14 protein-coding genes are annotated in these 20,539 nt (G+C 74.4%); 7 read left to right on the top strand and 7 right to left on the bottom strand.

Features of this window, described 5'->3' with window-relative positions; all coding sequences use genetic code 11:
• Positions 1-353: 353 nt before the first annotated feature.
• Positions 354-2,375, bottom strand: a complete 2,022-nt coding sequence (locus H9623_RS10890; RefSeq protein WP_193720069.1) for an ATP-dependent DNA helicase UvrD2 — start codon at positions 2,373-2,375, stop codon at positions 354-356.
• A gap of 209 nt (positions 2,376-2,584) precedes the next feature.
• Here H9623_RS10890 and H9623_RS10885 point away from each other — a divergent pair, with 209 nt between their 5' ends.
• The gene (locus tag H9623_RS10885) at positions 2,585-2,851 is read left to right on the top strand and encodes a mycoredoxin (RefSeq protein WP_068625587.1); all 267 of its coding nucleotides are present in this window, start codon (positions 2,585-2,587) and stop codon (positions 2,849-2,851) included.
• Positions 2,852-2,987: 136 nt separating this feature from the next.
• Here H9623_RS10885 and H9623_RS10880 read toward each other — a convergent pair whose 3' ends face one another.
• Both H9623_RS10880 and nudC read right to left on the bottom strand, forming a co-directional pair.
• Positions 2,988-4,040, bottom strand: coding sequence for a DUF2776 family protein (locus H9623_RS10880; RefSeq protein ID WP_193720068.1), 1,053 nt, complete (start codon positions 4,038-4,040; stop codon positions 2,988-2,990).
• Between the two features lie 92 nt (positions 4,041-4,132).
• Positions 4,133-5,224, bottom strand: a complete 1,092-nt coding sequence (gene nudC, locus H9623_RS10875; protein WP_321575396.1) for an NAD(+) diphosphatase — start codon at positions 5,222-5,224, stop codon at positions 4,133-4,135.
• Positions 5,225-5,333: 109 nt separating this feature from the next.
• Between nudC and H9623_RS10870 the strand changes: the two genes are divergently transcribed.
• Positions 5,334-6,257, top strand: a complete 924-nt coding sequence (locus tag H9623_RS10870) for a phosphotransferase (RefSeq protein ID WP_193720067.1) — start codon at positions 5,334-5,336, stop codon at positions 6,255-6,257.
• Between the two features lie 41 nt (positions 6,258-6,298).
• On the opposite strand, the gene H9623_RS10865 is transcribed toward H9623_RS10870, so the two are convergent.
• The 3 genes from H9623_RS10865 to H9623_RS10855 all read right to left on the bottom strand — a co-directional run bounded on the left by H9623_RS10865 (position 6,299) and on the right by H9623_RS10855 (position 14,499).
• Positions 6,299-9,802, bottom strand: a complete 3,504-nt coding sequence (locus H9623_RS10865; RefSeq protein ID WP_193720140.1) for an ATP-dependent DNA helicase — start codon at positions 9,800-9,802, stop codon at positions 6,299-6,301.
• A gap of 119 nt (positions 9,803-9,921) precedes the next feature.
• Entirely contained in the window at positions 9,922-13,359 is a 3,438-nt protein-coding gene (locus H9623_RS10860; RefSeq protein ID WP_227748533.1) for an ATP-dependent helicase, read from the bottom strand.
• A gap of 99 nt (positions 13,360-13,458) precedes the next feature.
• Positions 13,459-14,499 (bottom strand): DUF3152 domain-containing protein, encoded by a 1,041-nt coding sequence (locus H9623_RS10855; protein WP_321575394.1) that lies wholly within the window; start codon positions 14,497-14,499, stop codon positions 13,459-13,461.
• 57 nt (positions 14,500-14,556) lie between these two features.
• On the opposite strand from H9623_RS10855, the gene H9623_RS10850 reads away from it, so the two are divergent.
• The 4 genes from H9623_RS10850 (at position 14,557) to H9623_RS10835 (ending at position 17,465) form a co-directional block, all read left to right on the top strand.
• Positions 14,557-15,240 carry a TetR/AcrR family transcriptional regulator gene (locus tag H9623_RS10850; protein ID WP_193720066.1) on the top strand — a complete coding sequence of 228 codons (684 nt, stop codon included), beginning with the start codon at positions 14,557-14,559 and terminating at the stop codon, positions 15,238-15,240.
• 144 nt (positions 15,241-15,384) lie between these two features.
• Positions 15,385-15,609 carry a DUF3107 domain-containing protein gene (locus tag H9623_RS10845; RefSeq protein ID WP_193720065.1) on the top strand — a complete coding sequence of 75 codons (225 nt, stop codon included), beginning with the start codon at positions 15,385-15,387 and terminating at the stop codon, positions 15,607-15,609.
• Positions 15,610-15,751: 142 nt separating this feature from the next.
• Positions 15,752-16,585, top strand: coding sequence for an MBL fold metallo-hydrolase (locus H9623_RS10840; protein ID WP_193720064.1), 834 nt, complete (start codon positions 15,752-15,754; stop codon positions 16,583-16,585).
• A gap of 115 nt (positions 16,586-16,700) precedes the next feature.
• Complete coding sequence (locus tag H9623_RS10835; protein WP_193720063.1) at positions 16,701-17,465, top strand: SAM-dependent methyltransferase; 765 nt, start codon at positions 16,701-16,703, stop codon at positions 17,463-17,465.
• 130 nt (positions 17,466-17,595) lie between these two features.
• On the opposite strand, the gene H9623_RS10830 is transcribed toward H9623_RS10835, so the two are convergent.
• Positions 17,596-18,333 carry a ferritin-like fold-containing protein gene (locus H9623_RS10830; protein ID WP_193720062.1) on the bottom strand — a complete coding sequence of 246 codons (738 nt, stop codon included), beginning with the start codon at positions 18,331-18,333 and terminating at the stop codon, positions 17,596-17,598.
• 457 nt (positions 18,334-18,790) lie between these two features.
• Between H9623_RS10830 and H9623_RS10825 the strand changes: the two genes are divergently transcribed.
• Entirely contained in the window at positions 18,791-20,509 is a 1,719-nt protein-coding gene (locus H9623_RS10825) for a DEAD/DEAH box helicase (protein WP_193720061.1), read from the top strand.
• The last annotated feature ends 30 nt before the right edge of the window (positions 20,510-20,539 follow it).

The raw sequence follows: 20,539 nt of genomic DNA, 5'->3' as shown, positions 1-20,539 counted from the left end.
GGAGAAACACGAAGGCCGCGGGTCCAGGTGGACTCCGCGGCCTGAGAAGGGTGTGCGCCGGTGCTAGACCGGGGACGTCCTCAGTGCGGAGTCGGGAACGGGGCGGATGACGAGGGATCCGCCGCGCCGTGCGCGGTTGATCGGATCGGCCGACACATGTGTCGGGCTCGCCGTCAGGATCTGCTTCACCAAGCCCACCTCCCATCTCCGTCGAACGCCCGCCTCTCGGCGCGCGTCTCTCCTACAAGGACTCCTGAACCATATGCCGCCCTCGGAAGGGGGCACAACTTATTTAACGAACTTCTTTCGACGAGTTTCCTCGCGACCCGACGAGGCCCCCGCGAGCACCCGGATCAGCCCGCGGAACGCGCCACGATGTCCAGCAACGTCTCGCCGTACTTCTCGATCTTGGCCGGGCCGATCCCGTTGATCCTCGCCAGGTCCGGCACCGAGGCCGGGCGGGTCTCGGCGATCGCCGCGAGCGTCGTGTCCACCAGGATCGTGAACGCCGGCTTGTCCGTCTCCTGCGCGACCGACAGACGCCACTCGCGCAGCTGCTCGAACAGCGCCTGGTCGTACTCGCCCGTCAGACGGACCTTGTTCTGGTTGGCGCGGCTGCGACGGGGGGCACGCGACTGCTCGTCGTCCGGCCACAGACCGTCGAGGAAGCGCGTGCGGCGCCGGGTCGCACGTCCCCCCGGGTTGCGCGACCGCCCGAACGACACCTGCAGGTGCTCGCGCGCACGCGTGATGCCCACGTACAGCAGGCGCCGCTCCTCCGCGACCGCCTCGTCCGTCTCCGCGAGCGAGATGGGCATGAGCCCCTCGCTCATGCCGGCGAGGAACACCGCGTCCCACTCCAGCCCCTTCGCGGCGTGCAGCGACGCGAGCGTCACGCCCTCCACCGTGGGCGCGTGCTGCGCCGACGCACGCTCGTCGAGCTCGGCGACGAACGAGACCACCGTGGGCGGCGCGTCCTGCGGAGCGACCCGCGCGACGTCGTCGGCCAGGGCGACCAGAGCCTGCATGGACTCCCAGCGCTCGCGCGCCGCCCCCCGCGCCGAGGGGGGCTCGTTCGCCCAGCCCGCCGTGATCAGGACGTCGCGGACCGTCTCCGGCATGGGGACCTCCGGGTCCGCCGAGCGTGCCGCCCCCCGCAGCAGCACGATCGCGTCGCGCACCTCCTTGCGCTGGAAGAACCTTTCACCGCCTCGCACGAGATAGGCGATGCCCGCGTCCGCGAGCGCCTGCTCGAACGCCTCCGACTGCGCGTTGGTGCGGTACAGGATCGCGATCTCGCTCGCCCGCGTCCCCGCCGCCAGGAGCCGACCGATCTGCGCGGCGATGCCCTTGGCCTCGGACTCGTCGTCGTCGTACGCGACGTACGCGACGGGCGGGCCCGACGGCCGTTGCGCGACGAGCTCGAGCGCCTGGTGGGCTCCTCCGCGACGACCCGCTCGGGCCAGGAGCTGGTTCGCGAGCGTCACGACCTGGGGCGTGGAGCGGTAGTCCCGCACGAGCCGGACGACCTGCGCCCCGGGGAACTTCGTGGGGAACGTGAGCAGGTGGTGGGGGGTGGCACCCGTGAACGAGTAGATGGTCTGCGACGGGTCACCGACCACGCACAGCTCCTTGCGGCCGCCCAGCCACTGGTCGAGCACGAACTGCTGGAGCGGGGACACGTCCTGGTACTCGTCGACCACGAAGTGGCGGTACTGACGGCGCACCTCGTCGGCCATGGCCCCCTGCGAGGAGAGCATGTCACCGAGCATCAGCAGGACGTCCTCGAAGTCGATGACCGACCGCTCGGTCTTGACCTCCTCGTACGACGTGATGAGCCGCGCGACGGTCTGGTGGTCGTAGCCCGCGGGCGCCGGCCGGTCGATCGCGGCGCACGCCCTCACGTAGTCGTCGGCCGTGACGAGCGAGACCTTGGCCCACTCGACCTCGGAGGACAGGTCGCGGACCGCGATCCGGTCCACGCCGAGTCCCAGGCGGCGCGCCGCCTCACCCACCACGGGCGCCTTGTACTCGAGGATGCGCGGCGGGGCACCGCCCACGACCTTGGGCCAGAAGTAGCTGAGCTGGCGCAGCGCGGCGGCGTGGAACGTCCGGGCCTGCACGCCCGTCGCACCGAGCTCGCGCAGACGCGTTCGCATCTCGCCCGCGGCGCGGGCCGTGAACGTCACGGCGAGCACGCTCGTGGGCGTGTACACGCCCGTGCGCACGCCGTAGGCGATGCGGTGCGTGATGGCTCGCGTCTTGCCGGTGCCGGCACCGGCGAGCACGCAGACGGGCCCGTGCAGCGCGAGGGCGACATCACGCTGGTCGGGGTCGAGGGCTTCGAGGATCTGGTCCGCTGACTCGTTCGGCATCACGTCGATTCTCTCAGCCGCCGCCGACACCGGACGCCACCCTCCACGGGGCCGGGCGCTGCTCCGTGCCGCGGGGGCGTGCACGGGTGCCTGCCGGGAACAACCCACCTCACGCGGGCGTTGGCCACGACGACAGCACCCTGGCCTCGCGGCCCGGCGGGCTGTCGGCCCGTGCACACGCCCCGGGTCCCGCGAACGAAGGAGCACCGATGGCCACGGCCCCGACCACCCCCGACGCCGGATCGATCGTCATGTACTCGACGAGCTGGTGCGGCTACTGCCGTCGCCTGAAGACCCAGCTCGACTCCGCGGGCATCGGGTACACCGAGGTCAACATCGAGGAGCACCCGGAGAGCGCGGCCTACGTCGAGCAGGTCAACGGTGGCAACCAGACCGTGCCGACCGTCGTCTTCCCGGACGGGACCGCGGCGACCAACCCGTCGCTCGCGCAGGTCAAGGAGCGCCTCGCGGCCTGACCCGTCGCCGTGACGGGCGTGCGCGCACCGCGCGGCACGTCGGTGCAGAAGGCCCGGGACCGGAGTCGGGGGCCTTCTGCCGCGGTGTGGCGCTCGTCCTGCACCCGGCACCCAGGTCCCGGGTCCCGCCGGACGGCTACCTCGAGGTCCCCGCCTCGAGGATCGACACGATCGAGAAGAGCGTGAAGCAGACCGCTCCGAGCCCCACCAGGACGTGCGCCCCGACGAAGAAGCCGGGCTCGGTCATGGTCGCCTCGAAGAGGAACGCTGCGAAGAACAGGCACGCGAGCGCCGTCGCCACCGGGATGATCGGGATCCGGTTGGCGAGCGCGAAGACCTGGCGCCACACGAGCGCGAGCAGCAGCACCTTGGACAGGATGCTGAAGCAGATGAGGCCCAGACCGATCAGCACGGTCCCCGGGGCCAGGCGCGCCGAGTCGTCCGAGCCGAAGAGCACCACGAGCCCGAGGACCACGTTGACGGTACCCATCGCGACGACCCACCACGACCAGCGGTAGCGCTCGGCGTCGCCGAACTCGTTGCGGACCTGGCGCACGATGCTCGCGGCGAGGGCGACGAGGGCGACGAGCGCGGAACAGATCAGCGACAGGCCGACCATGACGTTGCCCGCGACGAGGGCCGCGTCGCCGCCCCGCGCGTAGAGCGTCGCGGCGACGACGAGACCGGCCACCGCGAACAGGGCCGGGATCGCGATCAGCAGGGTTCCCGTCCCGCGCGGGTAGGCACCGGGCGGGGCACCGCCCCCGACCGGGAGGGCGGTGCTCTTCTGGATGAGCACGAACTTGGTGGACGCCGTCGCCACGGTGCTCACGCACCCCGTGATGAAGCCGATGCCGAGCACGACGTGCCCGGCGACGACGAACTGCGGGTCGTCGCCTCGTCCGACGATCGTGATGCCCCAGACCATGGTCGCGAGGGCCACCGTGTACCCGAGCACCGGTAGCGCGACGGCCCAGAGCCGACCGTACCGGTGGACGAGCTGGCGGATGATCGTCGCCGCGGTCGTGAAGAGCGCGATGCAGATCGCAGTCAGTGCCACGTTGACGTGGCCCGCGACGAAGTGGTTCGCGTCGTCGCCGCCCGACAGGACGTAGAGCCCGAACGCGAGGCACACCGCACCCATCACCAACGGGATCGCACGGAAGAGCACGCTGATCGACGGGTTCATGCTCACTCCTCGGATGGACGAGCCGGTCGTCCCACCGTAGGCAGCGCACGGAGGATCGGCCCGTCGGGCACTCCCCGCGTCCCCGTGGTAGGTCACTCCCCCGCGAGCGGCCCCCCGAACCACTCCTCGATGAGCGCCCGCGCGATCGACGACCTGCTCGGCAGCTTCACGTCGCCGCGCTCCGTGGCGTCCGTGAGCTCCGCCCGGGTGAACCAGCGCGCGTCGGTGACCTCCTCGCCGTCGGGCGTGAGGTCCGTCGTGAGCGCGGTCGCCGTGAAACCCAGCATGAGCGAGGCCGGGAAGGGCCACGGCTGGCTCGCGCGGTAGACGACCTCTCCCACCGTGACTCCGACCTCCTCCGCGACCTCGCGTCGCACGGCCTGCTCGAGCCCCTCGCCGGGCTCGACGTAGCCCGCAAGCGTCGAGAACCGGCCCTCGGGCCAGTGCGCGGCGTGGCCCAGCAGGAGCCGGTCGTCGCCCGGCCCAGACCCCGGGTCCACGACCGCCATGATGACCGCCGGGTCCGTGCGCGGGTAGTGCTCGACGTCCTGCGCGACGCACCGCCGCACCCAGCCCGCCGCGACGGGCACGGTCGGCTCGCCGCAGCGCGGGCAGCGCTCGTTGGCCGCGTGCCAGGCCGCGAGGGCCACGGCCTCGGTCGCGAGCCCCGTGTCGCGCGGCCCCAACCGGGAGGCCAGCTCGCGCAGGCCCGCCCAGCGGTGCGTGCGCACCAGCACCGACAGCGGCCCCTTGGGGTCCACGCCCTCGATGTCGAGGTCCAGGTCGTCGGCGTCGTCGGGCAGGAGAAGCGCCAGGAAGGACGTGCCCGACGGCGGGTCCTCGCCCAGGAAGACCCAGCGCGGCGTGTTGCTGTGGTCGCCCGAGGCCGCGTGGGGCTCGGGGACGGCAGCGACCTCCTGCGGCGTGGCGAGCGCGAGCCCGTCCGGCCCGACCGCGAGGCGACCGCGGTGCAGCAGGACCACGCGCGTCGACGGGTCGGCGCGGAGCGTCGCGAACAGGCCCTCCTCGGTGCGGCGGTGCGCCGCACGGTCGAGCATCGAGTGCGCGAGCGGCAGGTGCGCGGCGAACGCGCTCGGGGTGGCGGGCCCCTCGGTCGGCGTCGAGGCGGGGTCGGGGGCTGGTGCGGCGGGGTCCGTCGCGGCGGGCGAGGTCTGGTCGGTCACCAGTCGACCGTAGGTCACGCGAGGCGCTCGGGGCACGCGGCAGGTCCGCGTGGTGGACACGCCCCGGTCCGGGTGACGGCGCCCGCCCCGTACCGACTACCGTGGACGTGTGCCACGCTCACCGCTCAACCTCGCCGCGCTCGCCACCGCGGCCGTCCCCGGCCTCGACGTCCGGTCCGTGCGACCGTCCGAGGCGACGGGGGACGACGACGTCGCGATCGTCACCGACGGCGACGGTCAGGAATGGGTCGTCCGCGCGCCCCGGACCCTGGCGGCCGGCGCGGCCCTCGAAGCAGAGACCGCTCTGCTGGACTCGCTGCGCCACTACGTGACCACGGGCGTCCTGTCCTTCACGGTGCCCGACGTCCTGGGCTACGCCCTGCTCCCCGAGGGCGGGCGCGCGGTCGTGCACCACCGGTACGGCGGGGTGCCGCTCGACCTCGACACGCTGCGTCCCGGCCCCGGGCTCGCCGCAGACCTGGGACGCGTGCTCGCCGCGGTGCACGAGCTGCCGCACTCCGTCGTCGAGAACGCCGGCCTGCCCGTCTACACCGCCTCCGAGTACCGCGACCGACGCCTCGCCGAGGTCGACGAGGCCGCCAAGACCGGGAAGGTGCCCGCCCGCCTGCTGCGCCGGTGGGAGGCCGCGCTCGAGGACGTGTCGCTGTGGAAGTACCAGCCCGTCGTCGTGCACGGCGACCTGGGCACCGAGCAGGTGCTCGTCGCCCGCGGGCGCGTCGTGGCCATGACCGACTGGGCCGAGGCCCGCGTCGCCGACCCGGCCGACGACCTCGCCTGGCTCCTCGTCGCGGCACCGCCCGAGGCGATCGACTCGATCATGGAGGCGTATCAGCTCCGCCGCACCGAGCTCACCGACCCGCACCTGACGGACCGCGCGCTGCTCGCGGGCGAGCTGGCGCTCGCCAGGTGGCTGCTGCACGGCGTGCGGCACGGGTTCCAGGACGTGATCGACGACGCCGTCGACATGCTGATCGACCTCGACGAGGTGACGAGCGGGGAGAGCGCGGGGTAGGACGACCGCCGGGCCCGCCGCAGGTGCGGGTGCCCACCGCGTCAGGAACCAGCCACCAGCGCTTCCAGCTCCGCGGCGTCGAGCAGTCGCTCGGGGCGCACGGTCTCGTCCGAGCCCAGGTAGTAGAACGCCGCGTTGACCTTCTCGACCGGCAGCCCGGACCAGCGCGACCACGCGAGCCGGTAGACCGCGAGCTGGACCTCGCGCGTGCGCCGGGCCTCGGCGTCACGCGGGGCCTTGCCCGTCTTCCAGTCCACGACCACCACGGCGTCCTGCGCGCCGTGCGCGTGCTCGGGGCTCTCGGGGAAGACCGCGTCGATGCGCGAGCGGAACATGATCCCGCCGACCGGGGTCTCGACGTCGACCTCCACGGCGAGCGGAGTACGTCCCGCCCACTCCGAGGCGAGGAACGTCTGCTGGAGCGCGTCGAGGTCCAGGTCCGGCGAGATGTCCTCGTCGTCGGCACCGGGCAGGTCGTCGACGTCGAGCAGCGACGACGACGTGAAGTACTGCTCGGCCCACAGGTGGAACTGCGTGCCGCGTCGCGCGTGCACCGTGGGCTGCGCAGGTACGGGGCGCCGCAGGTGCAGCGCGTACTCGCCCCGGTCCGCAGCCAGACGCACGAGCCCGGACGCCGAGATGTGCGCCGGGAACGAGATCTCGCTGCTGCGGGCGTCACGGCGGTCGCGCTCCTCGAGCAGGATGCGTGCGAGCTCGCGCAGGTCCGTGCCCGACGCGTCGAGCAGCGGCACCCGACCCTCCGCGACCGCACCCGTGTCGCGGCCGGGACCGGCAGCGGCCGGGTGCGGCGCGCGGGCGCCGATCCGTTCACGGACCCGGTCCGCCGCGGCCCGCACGACCGCACGAGCGCGCGGCTCGGGGGGCGGTGCAGAAGCCCCCACGCCGGTCGGTGCGGTGGACCCCTCGGTCGCGGCCCCCGCCTCCCCGGGACCGGTGCCGGACCCGTCGGCCCCCGGCGCCCCCGGCTCCCCGCGCGGCCACTCGGCCTCGTGGACCAGCTCGTCGCGCGGGTTGGTCTCGTCCTTCTCGGGCATGCCGGCCCAGTCGGCGTCGCTGATGATCCCGGCCTCGGCCAGCTCGACGAGGAACGGCGAGGGCGTGCGCGGCCTGGTCGCGTCGCGCCACCACGACCCCGCGAGCAGCAGCTCGGCACGGGCGCGCGTGAACGCGACGTAGGCGAGGCGGCGCTCCTCGTCGACCTGGTGCTCACCGCTCGCCGCGAGGAACTCCTTGCGGCGACCGTCCAGGTCCTTGGCGTCCTCCGCGACCTCGTAGCGGAAGACGGGCAGGTCCTCGGCGTCGCCGCGCAGCGGGTAGGGCAGGTTGCCCAGCCCGGTGAACCAGCCGCTGTCGGTCGGCCCCTTGTCGCCCACGGCCGTGCTGGGGAAGATCCCGTCGACCATGCCGGGCACCGCGACGACGTCCCACTCGAGCCCCTTCGAGGCGTGCACCGTGATGATCTGCACCGCGTCGGGGTCGGGTTCGCGCACGGGCAGGTCGAGGCCGCGCTCCTGCGACCCCGCCGTGCCGAGCCACGCGAGGAACGCGCCGAGCGTCGGCAGGTCCGCGGACTGCGAGAACGTCGCGGCGACGTCACGGAACGCGTCGAGGTGCGCGCGACCGCGGTCGCCGACCTCCTCGCCGTACCCGCCGGCGGCGAGGGTCGCGGCGGTGGTCACCTCGATGTCGAGCCCGAGCGCCCGCTCGGCCTGCGTGACGAGCTCCGGCAACGACAGGTACGTCTGCCCGCGCAGGTCCCGCAGGACGGTCGACAGCGCGGCGAGCCGCGCGTGCCCGGCCTCTGTGAGCACGCGCCCGTCGCGTGCGGGGCGCCCCGGGGCCGGCAGGTCGTCGAGCGCGTCGACGATCGACCGGTGGTCGACGACGTCGCCCTCGACCACGGTGAGCGTCCCGTCCGCGGCCACGCCAGGCAGCTCCGCCTCCCCCGGCCCCGCCGCACCCGACGGACCGGCCGACGCTCCGCCGTCGGGCAGGCTGCCGGACGAGACGTCGGCCGACGGGCGGCGCGCCGCGTCCCGGCGCGCCAGGTCCGCCGCCCAGCTGCTCAGCGCGTGCAGGTCAGCCGCCCCCAGGTTCAGCCGCGGCCCCGTGAGGATGCGCATGAGCGAGTCGCCGCGCGACGGATCGTGCGCGACCTCCAGGAGCGCGACGAGGTCCACGACCTCCGGGGTCGAGAGCAGGCCGCCCAGGCCCACGACCTCGACCGGCAGCCCCTTGGCCCGCAGCGCGACCTCCATCGGGAGGAACTGCGAGCGCGCACGGCACAGCACGGCCGCGGTCACGCGCTCCTGACGGCGCGTGCGCGGGCGCCACCGCTCGGCGACGAAGTCCGCGACCGCGGCGGCCTCCTCCTCGAGCGTCGCCGCGTAGACGCCGGTCACGACGCCCCGCCCCGCCCCGGGACGCTCGTCGAGCTGTGGAACGGGCACGCGCGTGGCCCCCTCGCGCAGCGGCGCGGCCGTGACGTTGGCCGCGGCCAGGACGGCCCGGTCGTTGCGCCACGACGTGCTGAGGTACTGCACGTCCGCGGGCGCCCCGGTGCTGCCGGGCCCCGTCGAGCGGAACCGCTCGGGGAACCGCGCCAGGCCCGACGCGCTCGCGCCGCGCCAGCCGTAGATCGACTGGTTCGGGTCGCCCACGGCCGTGACCGGGTGCCCGCCGAACAGTGCGCACAGCAGCTCGACCTGGGCGTACGACGTGTCCTGGTACTCGTCGAGCAGCACGACCCCGTACCGCGCCCGCTCCCCCGCACCGACCGCCGGGACGGTCCGCGCGAGGCGTGCCGCGATCGCGACCTGGTCCCCGAAGTCGAGCGAGTCCGAGGTCCGCTTGCGCTCCTGGTACGACTCGACGACGTCGAGCAGCCGGTGGCGCTCGCCGAGCGACCCGAGGAGCCGCTTGACCTCCGCGTAGTGCTCGGTGCGCTTGCCACCCAGCGGCGTCGCCAGGATGGTGTCGACGATGCCCGTGATGCCCGCGCGCGCCTCGTCGGGGCTCAGCAGGTGCTCGCTCAGCGCCCCGGACAGCGAGAGCACGGCACCGACGACCGTGGAGAACGCGGCGTCGGTCTGGAGGTCACCGGCCCAGCTCTCGACGACCTCCGCCGCGAGCTGCCACTGGCTGGCCTCCGAGAGCAGCCGGGCGCCCGGCTCGATCCCGATGCGCAGCGCGTGGTCCCCCACGAGCGAGGCCGCGTACGAGTTGTAGGTCGAGATCGCGGGCCGGTCCAGCATCGACAGCGCCGCCCCGTCATCGCCCAGCGCGCGGTCGAGCTGCAGGAGGCGCGACTGCACGCGCTCGGCGAGCTCGCCCGCGGCCTTGCGGGTGAACGTCAGCCCCAGCACGGCCTCCTTGGCGACCCACCCGTTCGCGATGAGCCACACGACGCGTGCGGCCATGGTCTCGGTCTTGCCCGACCCGGCCCCCGCCACGACCAGCAGGGGCGCGAGGGGCGCCTCGATCACCGCGACCTGCTCGTCCGTGGGCCGCGGCCGACCCAGCATCTCCGCGATCCGCACGGCCGAGAAGCGAGGCTCGGGCAGCTCGCGCGGCCCCTCCCCGCCGGTTCCGGCCGGGAGCGCGACCGCCCCGAGGTCGAGGTCGTCGAACAGCGACTCGGCGCTCACGCGATCACCTGGCGGCCTTCCGTCATCAGGGGGCAGGACCGGCGCACGGGGCACACCGAGCACAGCTTGTTCTCCCGGGCCGTGAACACCGAGTCGGCCATGGTGTCCGCGACGTCCTCGACGAGCTCGCGTGCCCAGCTCGACCCGTCGGGCTCGGGCTCCAGCGCCGGCTGGGTCCGCAGCCCGGCGTCCTTGCCGTCGCCCACGAACACGAGCTGAGCGCCCGCGCTGCGCGTGCCCTCGGGCAGGTCGAGGACGTCGCCCTCTACGGCGAGCTGGTACGTGCCGAGCTGGGGGTTCGTCACGGCCTCCGCGACCGACGGCTTGGTCTTGCCGGTCTTGAGGTCCGCGACGCGCACGGCACCGTCCCCGGCGTCCTCCACCCGGTCGATGACCCCGCGCAGCACGGCGCGGCCGATCTCGAGCTCGAACGGCGCCTCGACGAGCAGCGGCTCGCCCGCGGCCTGGAGGTACCCCGCGAGCCGGCCGACCATGTCCTCGGCCTTGTGGCGGGTCTGCGTCGCGGGCCAGCCCGGCGTGAGCGCGAGCTCCGGCCAGCGGCGGTCCAGCTCGGCCGCGAGCTCCGAGTGCGTCCCCCGCGGCGCCTCCTGCGCGATCGAGTGGACCAGGGTGCCGAGCGACTGCGCGGTCGCGTCGGGGGCCGTGCCACCGGCGCTCTCCACGGCCCAGCGCAGCGCGCACCTGCTCACCGACTCGACCTTGGACGGCGAGATCATGACCGTGTCCTCGGGCCCCCACAGGGGCTCGGTGCTCGAGACGGGGTTGACGCCGTACCAGGACTCGGGGCGCGCCTCACCGACGCCCGCGAGCGCCAGGTCGGCGAGCAGCTCGGCGAGGGCCTCGGGACGCGAGGCGCCGACCGGGTCCCCCGCGCCTCGCGGGGCACCGTCCCCGCGCACGATCTCCTCGACGAGCAGGCTGCGCACCGAGGCCACGAGCCCGCGCAGGTCGAGCGGCTGCCCGAACTCGACGCGGCGCGGGTCGCGCTCCTCGTCGGGGCCCGCGGGCCCGTCCCCGTCGTCGGTGCCGGGCGCGCCGCCGGTCCCGTCGGCGTCGTCCGGCCCCGCCGGCGGGCACACGAGGTCGACGAACGGCGAGGGGACCTCGTCGACGTCGCTCACGGCCGTCACGAGCAGGCGGCGCGTCGCGCGCGAGGTCGCGACCGCGAACGACCGGAGCTCGTCCGTGAGCACGGTACGACGGGCGTCCGGTCCCAGGCCGTGCGCGTCCTGCGAGCGCCCCGCGAGGAGCTCGACGAGCGCCTCTGAGCCGAGGAGCGAGTCACGCAGCCGCAGGTCCGGCCACACACCGTCCTGGACCCCGGCCACGACCACGACGTCCCACTCCCGCCCGGCCGCGCCTGCGGGGGTGAGCGCCGCGACCGAGTCCGTGCCCGCGGCCCGGGCCGCGAGCGAGTCCGCGGGCAGGTCCTGGGACTCGAGGTACTCCACGAACGCCGACGGCGGCGCTCCCGGCATGCGGTCGACGAACGTCTCCGCGGCACGGAAGAGGGCGAGGACCGCGTCGAGGTCCCGGTCCGCCCGCGCCCCGACGGCTCCCCCGCCCAGTGCGGCGTCGCGCCACCGGTCCGAGAGCCCGGTCGCGGACCAGATCGCCCAGAGCACGGTCTGCGCGGTCGCGTCGGGGGCCAGCACCGCCTCGCGGCCGGCGGCGACGACCCGGGCGACGGACACGGCGCCACGACGCACGCTCGCGGGCAGCGTCGCGGCGCGCGACTCGTCGAGCAGGACCTCGACCAGCAGCGCGTCGGAGGTCCTCCCGCCGCCCGAGCCGAGCTCCTCCGCCCGCAGCGCCCGCCGGAGGCGGCGCAACGACACCACGTCGAGCCCGCCCACGGGCGAGGTCACGAGCGCCGCTGCGGTCACGGGGTCGAGCTCGTCGAACCCGGCGCCCGTCGTGGCCGGCTCACGCTCGATCAGGGTCTCGGCGGGGTCGCCGACGTCGCGGGTCACGGCGTCGTCGATCCCGGCGGTGCCGCGCACGCCGTCGAGCCCGCGGGAGTACCCGGCGGGCGGCAGGCCCACCGCGACCCGCATGATCGCGAGCAGCGGCGTGACCGCGGGCTCCTCGCGCAGCGGGACGTCCGAGCCGAGGATGCCGACGGGCACCGAGGCCGCGATGAGCGCGCGCCGCAGGGTCGCGAGCTGTGCCCCGGCACGGCAGACCACGGCCATGCGGCCCCAGGGCGTGCCGTGCAGCAGGTGCTCGGCGCGCAGCTCGCGGGCCACGTACGCGGCCTCCTCCGCACCGCTGCCGAGCAGTGCGACCGACGCCCCGCGCGGCACGCCGTCCTCCGGCGCGGGAACGGGCGAGGCCCCGGCCCCACGGTGGACCGCACCCGCCACGGTCCCGATCTGGGTCGTCACGGTCCGGGTGACGTCGCGCAGCTCCCCCTCCTGTCGCCACGCCGTGCCCAGGACCTCGACGCGCGCGTCGAACTCGCCCGCCGCGGCACGCCGTCGCACGGGCGCCGCCGCCCGCCCGACCAGGGCCGGGCTCGCACCACGGAACGTCTGGACCGCGGTGTCCGGGTCCGCGAGCAGCACGAGGCGAGCGCCGTCGTCGTGCACCACGCGCAGGAAGCGCGCGGTCGCGATGGTGGCCTCTTGGTAGTCGTCCACGACGACGAGGTCCCACGTGGGCCGGGGCGCGCCGGTGACCTCGTCCTCCCAGGCGAGCAGCGCCTCGGCGGCCTCGTCGACCACGACCGCGGGGTCGTAGCGCGAGCCCAGGTCCGGGGTGCCGACGCGCAGCGCCGTCACGTCGAGGTACTCCTGGTAGACCTGCGCGGCCGTCCTCCACTCGGGGCGGTCGTGCTGCGCGCCCAGGTCGTCGAGGTCAGCGGGCGTCAGGCCACGCTCGGCCGCACGCATCAGCAGGTCGCGCAGCTCCTGGCGCAGGCCGCGCAGGGCAAGGACCTCCTCCGGCAGCCCGTCCGGCAGGCGCAGCGGGACGCCCTCCCCGTCCAGGTGCCCCGCGAGGAGCTCGGCCAGGAGGAGGTCCTGCTCGGGTCCGGAGATCAGGGTGGGCGGCGGCTCGCCGACCGCCGCGGCCCGCGCCCGCAGCACCGCGAACGCCGCGGCGGCAGCCGTACGCACCATGGGGGCGCTGACCGTCCGGTCCGCTCGTGCCGACAGCCTGTCGCGCACCTCGGCCGCGGAGCGCCGCGACGCCGCGATCACCAGGACCCGCGCCGGGTCCGCCCCCTCGCTCAGCGCCTGGGCGGCCACCTCGATCGCCACGGTCGTCTTGCCCGTGCCCGGAGCCCCGACGACGAGCGTGGCGGGCGCCGTGCGAGCCGCGTCGAGCGCGGCACGCTGGGTCGCGTCGAGCCGGACCGGCGCCGCGGAGGCGGTGTCCGGCAGGACGAGACGGAGGTCGGGGTGGTGCAGCACCCGAAGATCTCATCACGAGGCACCCACACTCCGACGGGACCCCGCCGGGCGCCACGCCGGGCGCCGGGGCCGGGCGCCCGGGCCGCGCAGCGAGGGCTACAGCGTCGGCCACCCGTTGGGCAGGCATCCCTCGGTCGACATGGACTGCTGGACCATGACGGGCGCGAGCGCACCGGGCGCCGGGCAGCCCACGTGCCCGTGCCCCAGCACGTGCCCCACCTCGTGGTTCACCAGGTAGTGGCGGTACAGCTCCAGGTCGCCGCCGAAGTCCGACGCGCCCTCGACCCAGCGCCTGAAGTTGAGGACCGCCACGCCCGTCACGCCGCACGAGTACACGCCCCCGGTGTCGAGCGGCGCGCACAGCCGGTCGGTCGTCGCGGGACTTGCCAGGACCACGCGGACGTCCGTGTCCCCGCCCGTCCGCGCGAACGTCACGCCGTCGACCGGGCCCCACCCGCGCGGGTCGTTCAGGGTCGCGAGCACGGCGTCCGCGAACGTCTCACCGTCCACGGGCAGTCCCTGCTCGACCTCGACGCGCACCGTCCGGACCGTCCCCGCCCCCGGCGCGGGCACCTCGGCCGGCACGACCGCCAGGACTCCCCCGAGGTCCGTCACCACCTCGCGCCCGACCAGACCAGACCCGTCCTCGACGACCCGCTCGAGCGTGAGCGGCAGCACCCCTGAGCCGTCGACGCCGAGCTGCGGGTCGCGGACCGACCGGCTCGCGACGTCCTCGGACCGAGCCTCCGTCGCCCCGTCCGCGCCCGTGGCACCGTCCACGGACGGCTCCGTCGCGGCGTCGAGCGGGGCGTCCGCGGGCCCGACGCCGTCGCCTCCACCGGCCTCCGTCGCACCCGAGGGTGCGGGCGGCGTAGGACCCGTCGGGGCTCCCGCCCCGAGGACACCCGCCACGAGCCCGCCCAGGACACCGACCACGACGAGCGCGGCGCCCGCCCCGCGACGCGCCCTGCGCCGCCGCCGCAGCGCACGGCCGGGACGCGCCCCGTCGCGCGGACCTCGGGAGGTGTGCGCCGCCGTCGGGCCGGGAAAGGGCGTCTGACCTGGCCCTTCCCCCTCCCCCGGGGACGCCTGCGGGTGCGCCTGCGAACCGTCGACGGGCGCTCCCTGGGAATTCACGTGTCCATGATCGCACCCTCGGTCACCTCGCCTCCCCGGGACCCGTACTATCGCGGCATGTCGGGGGTAGCAGAGAAGCCGAGAACCACCAGTACCGGGCGCGCACGGATGCCTCGCGGCGAACGGCGCGCGCAGCTCCTCACGATCGCCGAACGCCTGTTCTCCGACCACGGCTACCACCACATCACCATGGACGACATCGCCGAGGGGGCGGGCGTCAGCAAGCCTGTCCTCTACCGGCACTTCCCGTCCAAGCTCGACCTGTACCTGGCCCTCGTCGACGAGCAGGGCGCGGCCCTCGTCCGCACGGTCCGCACCGTCCTCGCCCCGTTCCGCGCCCCGGCACCGGGGACGTCGTCCGCGGACGAGGACGCGCTCGCGCTGGACGGGCTCGCCGTGATCGAGGGCATCGTGCGGGCCTACGTCGAGTACGCGCGCAGCGCCGGCCCTTCCGCCGGCCTGCTGTTCGAGTCGGACGTCATGCGCGACCCGGGGGTCCGGGCTCGCGTGCTCGAGCCCGACGAGGTCAACGCCCGTGAGTTCGCGGTCGTGCTCGGCCGGCTGACGACGCTCACCGAGCACGAGGCGATCGTCGTCGCACGCACGTGCACCGCGATCGCCCGCAACGCCGCGGGAGAAGCCGCCCGGGCCGACAGCGACGTCACGAGCGACGAGCTCACCCGACTCGTCCCGGCCCTCGCGTGGCGCGGCGTCCACGGGATGATCCGCCGCGAGGCCTGACTCTCCCGCTCCTGCACCCCCTCGCACCCCCGCCACCAGCGAGGGAGCGCCCGGGGCGTCCGGGAATCTCGTTAGTATCGGAGGAGTTGTCGACAAGTGGCCGGCGGGATCACCCCGCGGGCGACGCTCGCGAAGGAGAATCACGTGGAAGTCACCATCGGTGTGCAGAACCTGGCCCGCGAGCTCGTGGTCGAGACGGACGAGACCAAGGACGCCGTCGCGGCAGCGGTCTCGGCCGCGCTGGCCGGTGGACCGGCCCTCGAGCTGCTCGACTCGCGCGGGCGCCGCGTCATCGTCCCGACGGCGTCGATCGGCTACGTCGAGATCGGCACCGAGGAGCAGCGTCGGGTGGGCTTCGGCTCTCTCTGACGTCCCGCGGACGACGCGCGCAGGACACGGGCGGGGCCCCGGCTGACTCAGCCGGGGCCCCGCCCTCGTCGTCCGCCCGGCGATGAGTTCTGCCGCGCACCACGGTCAGACCAGGTGTCGGACGAGCGAGAGGAAGCACCCCATGCTGACGCAGGTAGCCCAGGGCGTACTGGTTCATCAGAGCGAGCTGCTCCAGAACAACACCGTCGTCGTACAGGGCCGGGGCGGCGTCCTGGTCGTCGACCCGGGGCTGACGCGCTCCGAGATGACCTGCCTGGCCGACGACCTGCGCGAGCTGGGCCTGCCGGTCGTGGCCGGGTTCTCGACACATCCCGACTGGGACCACGTGCTCTGGCACCCGGGGCTCGGCGACGCCCCCCGCTACGGGACGGCCCGCTGCGCGGCCGTCCTGCGCGACGTGCGTTCGCAGCCGGACTGGAGGGAGCGCGCCGCCGAGGGCCTGCCACCGGAGATCGCAGACGAGACACCGCTGGACGGGTACGGCCTCGTCACCGGCCTGCCCGTCGGAACCGTGCAGATCCCGTGGGACGGCCCGGACGTCCGCATCGTCGAGCATCCGGCCCACGCTCCGGGTCATGCGGCCCTGCTGATCGAGGCGCGCGGCGTCCTCGTCGCCGGCGACATGCTCTCCGACCTCTTCGTCCCCATGCTCGACGACTTCGGAGCGACCGACGATCCGATCGAGGAGTACCTCGTGGGCCTCAGGGCGCTCGAGGGCGTGGCGGACGACGTCACCGTCCTCGTTCCCGGCCACGGGTCCGTCTGCGGAGCCGATCAGGTACGTGCGCGGATCGACCTGGACCGGGCGTACGTCCGTGCCCTGCGCGACGGGACCGCTCCCGACGACCCGCGGATCGGCCCGTCGGCCAGGCCCGGCTGGGAATGGGTGAGCGACATCCACGAGGGGCAGGCGCAGAGCGTCGCACGACGCAGAGAGCACGAGCTGCCCGGCTAGAGGCTCCGGTGCCGCGACGCCCGACGATGCCCCGGCGTCCCGGTGAAGGTCGTCGTCCTGCTCGCACCGCGAGAGATCCCGGTGCCGACCGGTGCTCCTCGCATAGGGTCCGGGGATGGGACGATCCACACTCGTGCGCCTGGCACACTCCGAGCACCCGATCGCGTCTCCGCTGAGCGATGCCCGCGTCGAGAGCCTGCTCGACCGGACCACCGGGGGCCGACGCAGCGTTCTCGACCTCGGGTGCGGCGACGGCACGTGGCTGCTGCGGGCGCTGGGCCGGGAACCCGGCCTCACCGCGGTGGGGGTGGACACCTCCGACGTCGGGTTCGAGGAGACGCGGGCCAAGGCGGCTGCCGTGGGCGTGGCGGACCGGCTGACGCTGGTCCAGGGCGACGTCCGGGAGTACGTGAGCCAGGCGCCGTTCGACGCGGTGCTCAGCGTGGGCGCGGCGTACGCGTTCGGGGGCCTGGGCCCCACGCTCGAGGCCGCCCGCAGCCACCTCGCCGCCGACGGACTGCTCCTGCTCGGCGACTGCTTCTGGCCCGCCCCTCCGACAGCGGCGGTCCTCGACGGCCTCGGGGGCCTCTCGGCGGACGAGTACCTCGACCTGCCCGGCACGGTCGACCTCGCGACGCGGCACGGGTGGGTGACCGTGCACGGGCACGTCAGCACGCAGGAGGAGTGGGACGACTACGAGTGGGCGTGGACGGGGGCACCCGCCCGCTGGGCGGTCGAGAACCCGGACCACCCCGAGGCGCACGCGGTGCTCTCCGAGGTCGAGAAGCACCGCGACGGCTGGCTCAAGGGATACCGCGGCGGACTCGGGTTCGTCACGCTGGTCCTGCACCCGGGCCGGGCCACCGTCACGAGTCCCTGAAGATCCGTCTCCCGGCCACCGTCATCGATGCCGGGCCGGGCACGCCGTCACGTGGAAGGCGTGCCCTGAGCGGGTTCACGGACGAATGGGCGCGTCGTCCCGAGGGGAGCCCCCGGTCCGAGCCGACCGCTCAGGCCGCGAGGCCCAGCCGCGCCATGCGGCGCGTGTGCTCGGCCGTGAGCTGCGAGAACACCCAGGCCTGCCGGTCCGCTGCGCTGCCCGTCGCGTCGGCCGCACCGGGTGTCCCCGCGTCGGTGCGGTGGCTCGCGCCGTCCGCGAGGAGGCGGCTGAGCCCGTCACGCTCCGCGAGCAGCGTCTGCACCAGACCGAGGGCCTCTCCCACGAGGCGTCGCCCCCACAGCGCGAGACGCGAGGCGAGCACGGGGTCGGCCGCCGCGGCGTCGGCGATGACGGTGGCCGAGCGCTCGGAGTCCACACCGTCGGACAGGATCTCCAGGACCAGGTCGCGCGAGTCGTCGTCGAGCCCGTCGGCCGCGAGCCGGCAGAAGTCGTCGGCGACACCGTGCCCGACGTAGCCCTTGAGCACCCCCTCCCACCAGGTGCTCGCCGGGGTACGGCTCTCGAAGTCGTCGAAGATGCCGTCGAACGCGCCCATCTCGGCCTCGGGGTCACCGCCCAGGTCGGCGATGCGCTCGAGCACGCGCTCGTGGCGGGCGAGCATCTTGCCGGCGTGCCGCGAGAGCTGGTGGCGCTGCGCGAGGGTCGGGGCGTTCGCCGCGTCGGCCGCGAGGCGCCCGAACGTCGACAGCTCGGTATAGGCGATGAGCCCCAGGAGACCGATCACGTCGCGGTGGGTCGCGAGCCTCTCCGTACCGTCGGTCAGGTCCTGGTGCTGGGGCTCGCTCATCCGGCCAGGATAGTCGAGCCCCCCGAGCGCGCGGCGTGCTCCACAGCGACCTCCACAGCGACGCGGATCGCGGCGCGACCGTCCCCCCACCGCGCGTCGTCCCGCCCTGAGGGCGCCGTCCGATAGTATGGATGGGTACATCGGTTGCCCGGTCGTCCGAATCCCCCGGCCCCCGGTGGGCGCTCCCAGAGCCCCACCCCGTGCCGAAAGACTTGCGAACGACACTGCACGACGCCGACCTCGGTCGGTGCGCGCGGGCGGAACCGGGGTTCGCGCCTCACGGCCGACGACCCCCGACGACGTCTTCGCGGCGAATACCCACGATCGGCTGCCGGCCACTAGGCGCGAGAGACCGTACCTGCCTGGGACTTCCCGGAGCATCGTGGACCCGCCGAACCGTCGGGTCGATCACGCACGTGCGGCGCCTCGCGCCAGACATCAGAACCACGAGGCACCAGTGACCACCACCGAAACACCGATCGAGCCGACCGAGCTCGACCTCAGCCCTGCCGAGACCTCTGCCGACCTCCCTGCCGACGACGCCCAGGGCACCCTCTCGTCGACCATCCAGGCCAAGGACGTCTCCTTCGCGGACTTCGGCGTCCGCCCGGAGATCGTCGAGGCGCTGGCCGACGCCGGCATCACCCATCCCTTCCCCATCCAGGCCATGACCCTGCCGGTCGCGATGTCGGGCCACGACATCATCGGCCAGGCCAAGACCGGCACCGGCAAGACGCTCGGCTTCGGCGTGCCGCTGCTGCACCGCGTCGTCGCCCCGGGCGAGGAGGGCTTCGACCAGCTTCCCGCCCCCGGCAAGCCGCAGGCTCTCGTGATCGTCCCGACCCGCGAGCTCGCGGTGCAGGTCGCGGGCGACCTCGAGGCCGCGTCGGCCAAGCGCAGCGTCCGCATCATCCAGCTCTACGGCGGGCGCGCGTACGAGCCGCAGATCGCGACGCTCAACGCGGGCGTCGAGGTCGTCGTCGGGACCCCCGGCCGCATGATCGACCTCATGAACCAGGGGCACCTCAACCTCACGCGCGCTCGCTGCGTCGTGCTCGACGAGGCCGACGAGATGCTCGACCTGGGCTTCCTGCCCGACGTCGAGAAGCTCCTCTCGCGCACGCCCGCGGCTCGCCACACCATGCTGTTCTCGGCGACCATGCCGGGCGCGGTCGTCTCGATGGCCCGCCGCTACATGACGCAGCCGACGCACATCCGGGCCAACGACCCGGACGACGGCGGCCAGACCGTCAAGAACATCAAGCAGGTCGTCTACCGTGCGCACGCCCTCGACAAGGTCGAGGTCCTCGCGCGCATCCTCCAGTCGGAGGGCCGCGGCCTGACCATCGTGTTCGCGCGCACCAAGCGCACGGCCGCCAAGGTCGCCGACGAGCTCGCCGACCGCGGCTTCGCGTCAGGCGCGATCCACGGCGACCTGGGCCAGGGTGCCCGCGAGCAGGCGCTGCGCGCGTTCCGCTCGGGCAAGATCGACGTGCTGGTCGCGACCGACGTCGCGGCCCGCGGCATCGACGTCGACGACGTCACGCACGTCGTGAACTACCAGTGCCCCGAGGACGAGAAGACCTACCTGCACCGCACGGGCCGCACGGGCCGCGCGGGCAACAAGGGCACGGCCGTCACGTTCGTCGACTGGGACGACGTGCCTCGCTGGTCGCTCATCAACAAGGCGCTGGACCTGGACATCCCGGAGCCCGTCGAGACGTACTCGACGTCGCCGCACCTGTACACGGATCTCAACATCCCCGAGGGCACCAAGGGCCGCCTGCCCAAGTCCGCGCAGACCCGTGCGGGCCTGGACGCCGAGAAGCTCGAGGACCTGGGCGAGACCGGCAAGCGCGGCGGCTCGCCGTCGTCGGCACGCGGCGGACGCGACGCGGGGCGCTCGGGCTCGCGCGACGCAGGCCGCTCGGGCGGCCGCGACAGCGGGCGCTCCGGCTCGCGCGACGCAGCCCGCTCGGGCGGCCGCGAGGGCGCACAGCGTTCGGGCGCGACGGCCTCCACCGCCGAGGCGCAGCCCGGCCGCACCGAGGCTCCCGCCGCGGGCGGCCCGGTCGAGGGCGCTCCGTCGCGTCCGCGCCGCCAGCGCAACCGTCGCCGCACGCACGGTGGCGCGTCGGGCACCGGGGCGTCGGGGGCACCGGCTCCCACCGAGTGATCCCCTGAGCACCACCTGACGGGGGGGCGG

The organism is Oerskovia douganii (genome assembly GCF_015142735.1).
In the GTDB taxonomy this organism is placed as follows: Bacteria; Actinomycetota; Actinomycetes; order Actinomycetales; family Cellulomonadaceae; genus Oerskovia; species Oerskovia douganii.
Note: the sequence above shows the minus strand (reverse complement) of the source record. Positions and strands in the feature narration are given on the sequence as shown.

Coding starts and splice junctions, on each gene's coding strand:
- H9623_RS10865 (WP_193720140.1), bottom strand. CDS start 9,802: ATGCTGGGTCGGCCGCGGCCCACGGACGAGCAGGTCGCGGTGATCGAG.
- H9623_RS10890 (WP_193720069.1), bottom strand. CDS start 2,375: ATGCCGAACGAGTCAGCGGACCAGATCCTCGAAGCCCTCGACCCCGAC.
- H9623_RS10835 (WP_193720063.1), top strand. CDS start 16,701: ATGGGACGATCCACACTCGTGCGCCTGGCACACTCCGAGCACCCGATC.
- H9623_RS10850 (WP_193720066.1), top strand. CDS start 14,557: ATGTCGGGGGTAGCAGAGAAGCCGAGAACCACCAGTACCGGGCGCGCA.
- H9623_RS10880 (WP_193720068.1), bottom strand. CDS start 4,040: ATGAACCCGTCGATCAGCGTGCTCTTCCGTGCGATCCCGTTGGTGATG.
- H9623_RS10840 (WP_193720064.1), top strand. CDS start 15,752: ATGCTGACGCAGGTAGCCCAGGGCGTACTGGTTCATCAGAGCGAGCTG.
- H9623_RS10830 (WP_193720062.1), bottom strand. CDS start 18,333: ATGAGCGAGCCCCAGCACCAGGACCTGACCGACGGTACGGAGAGGCTC.
- H9623_RS10885 (WP_068625587.1), top strand. CDS start 2,585: ATGGCCACGGCCCCGACCACCCCCGACGCCGGATCGATCGTCATGTAC.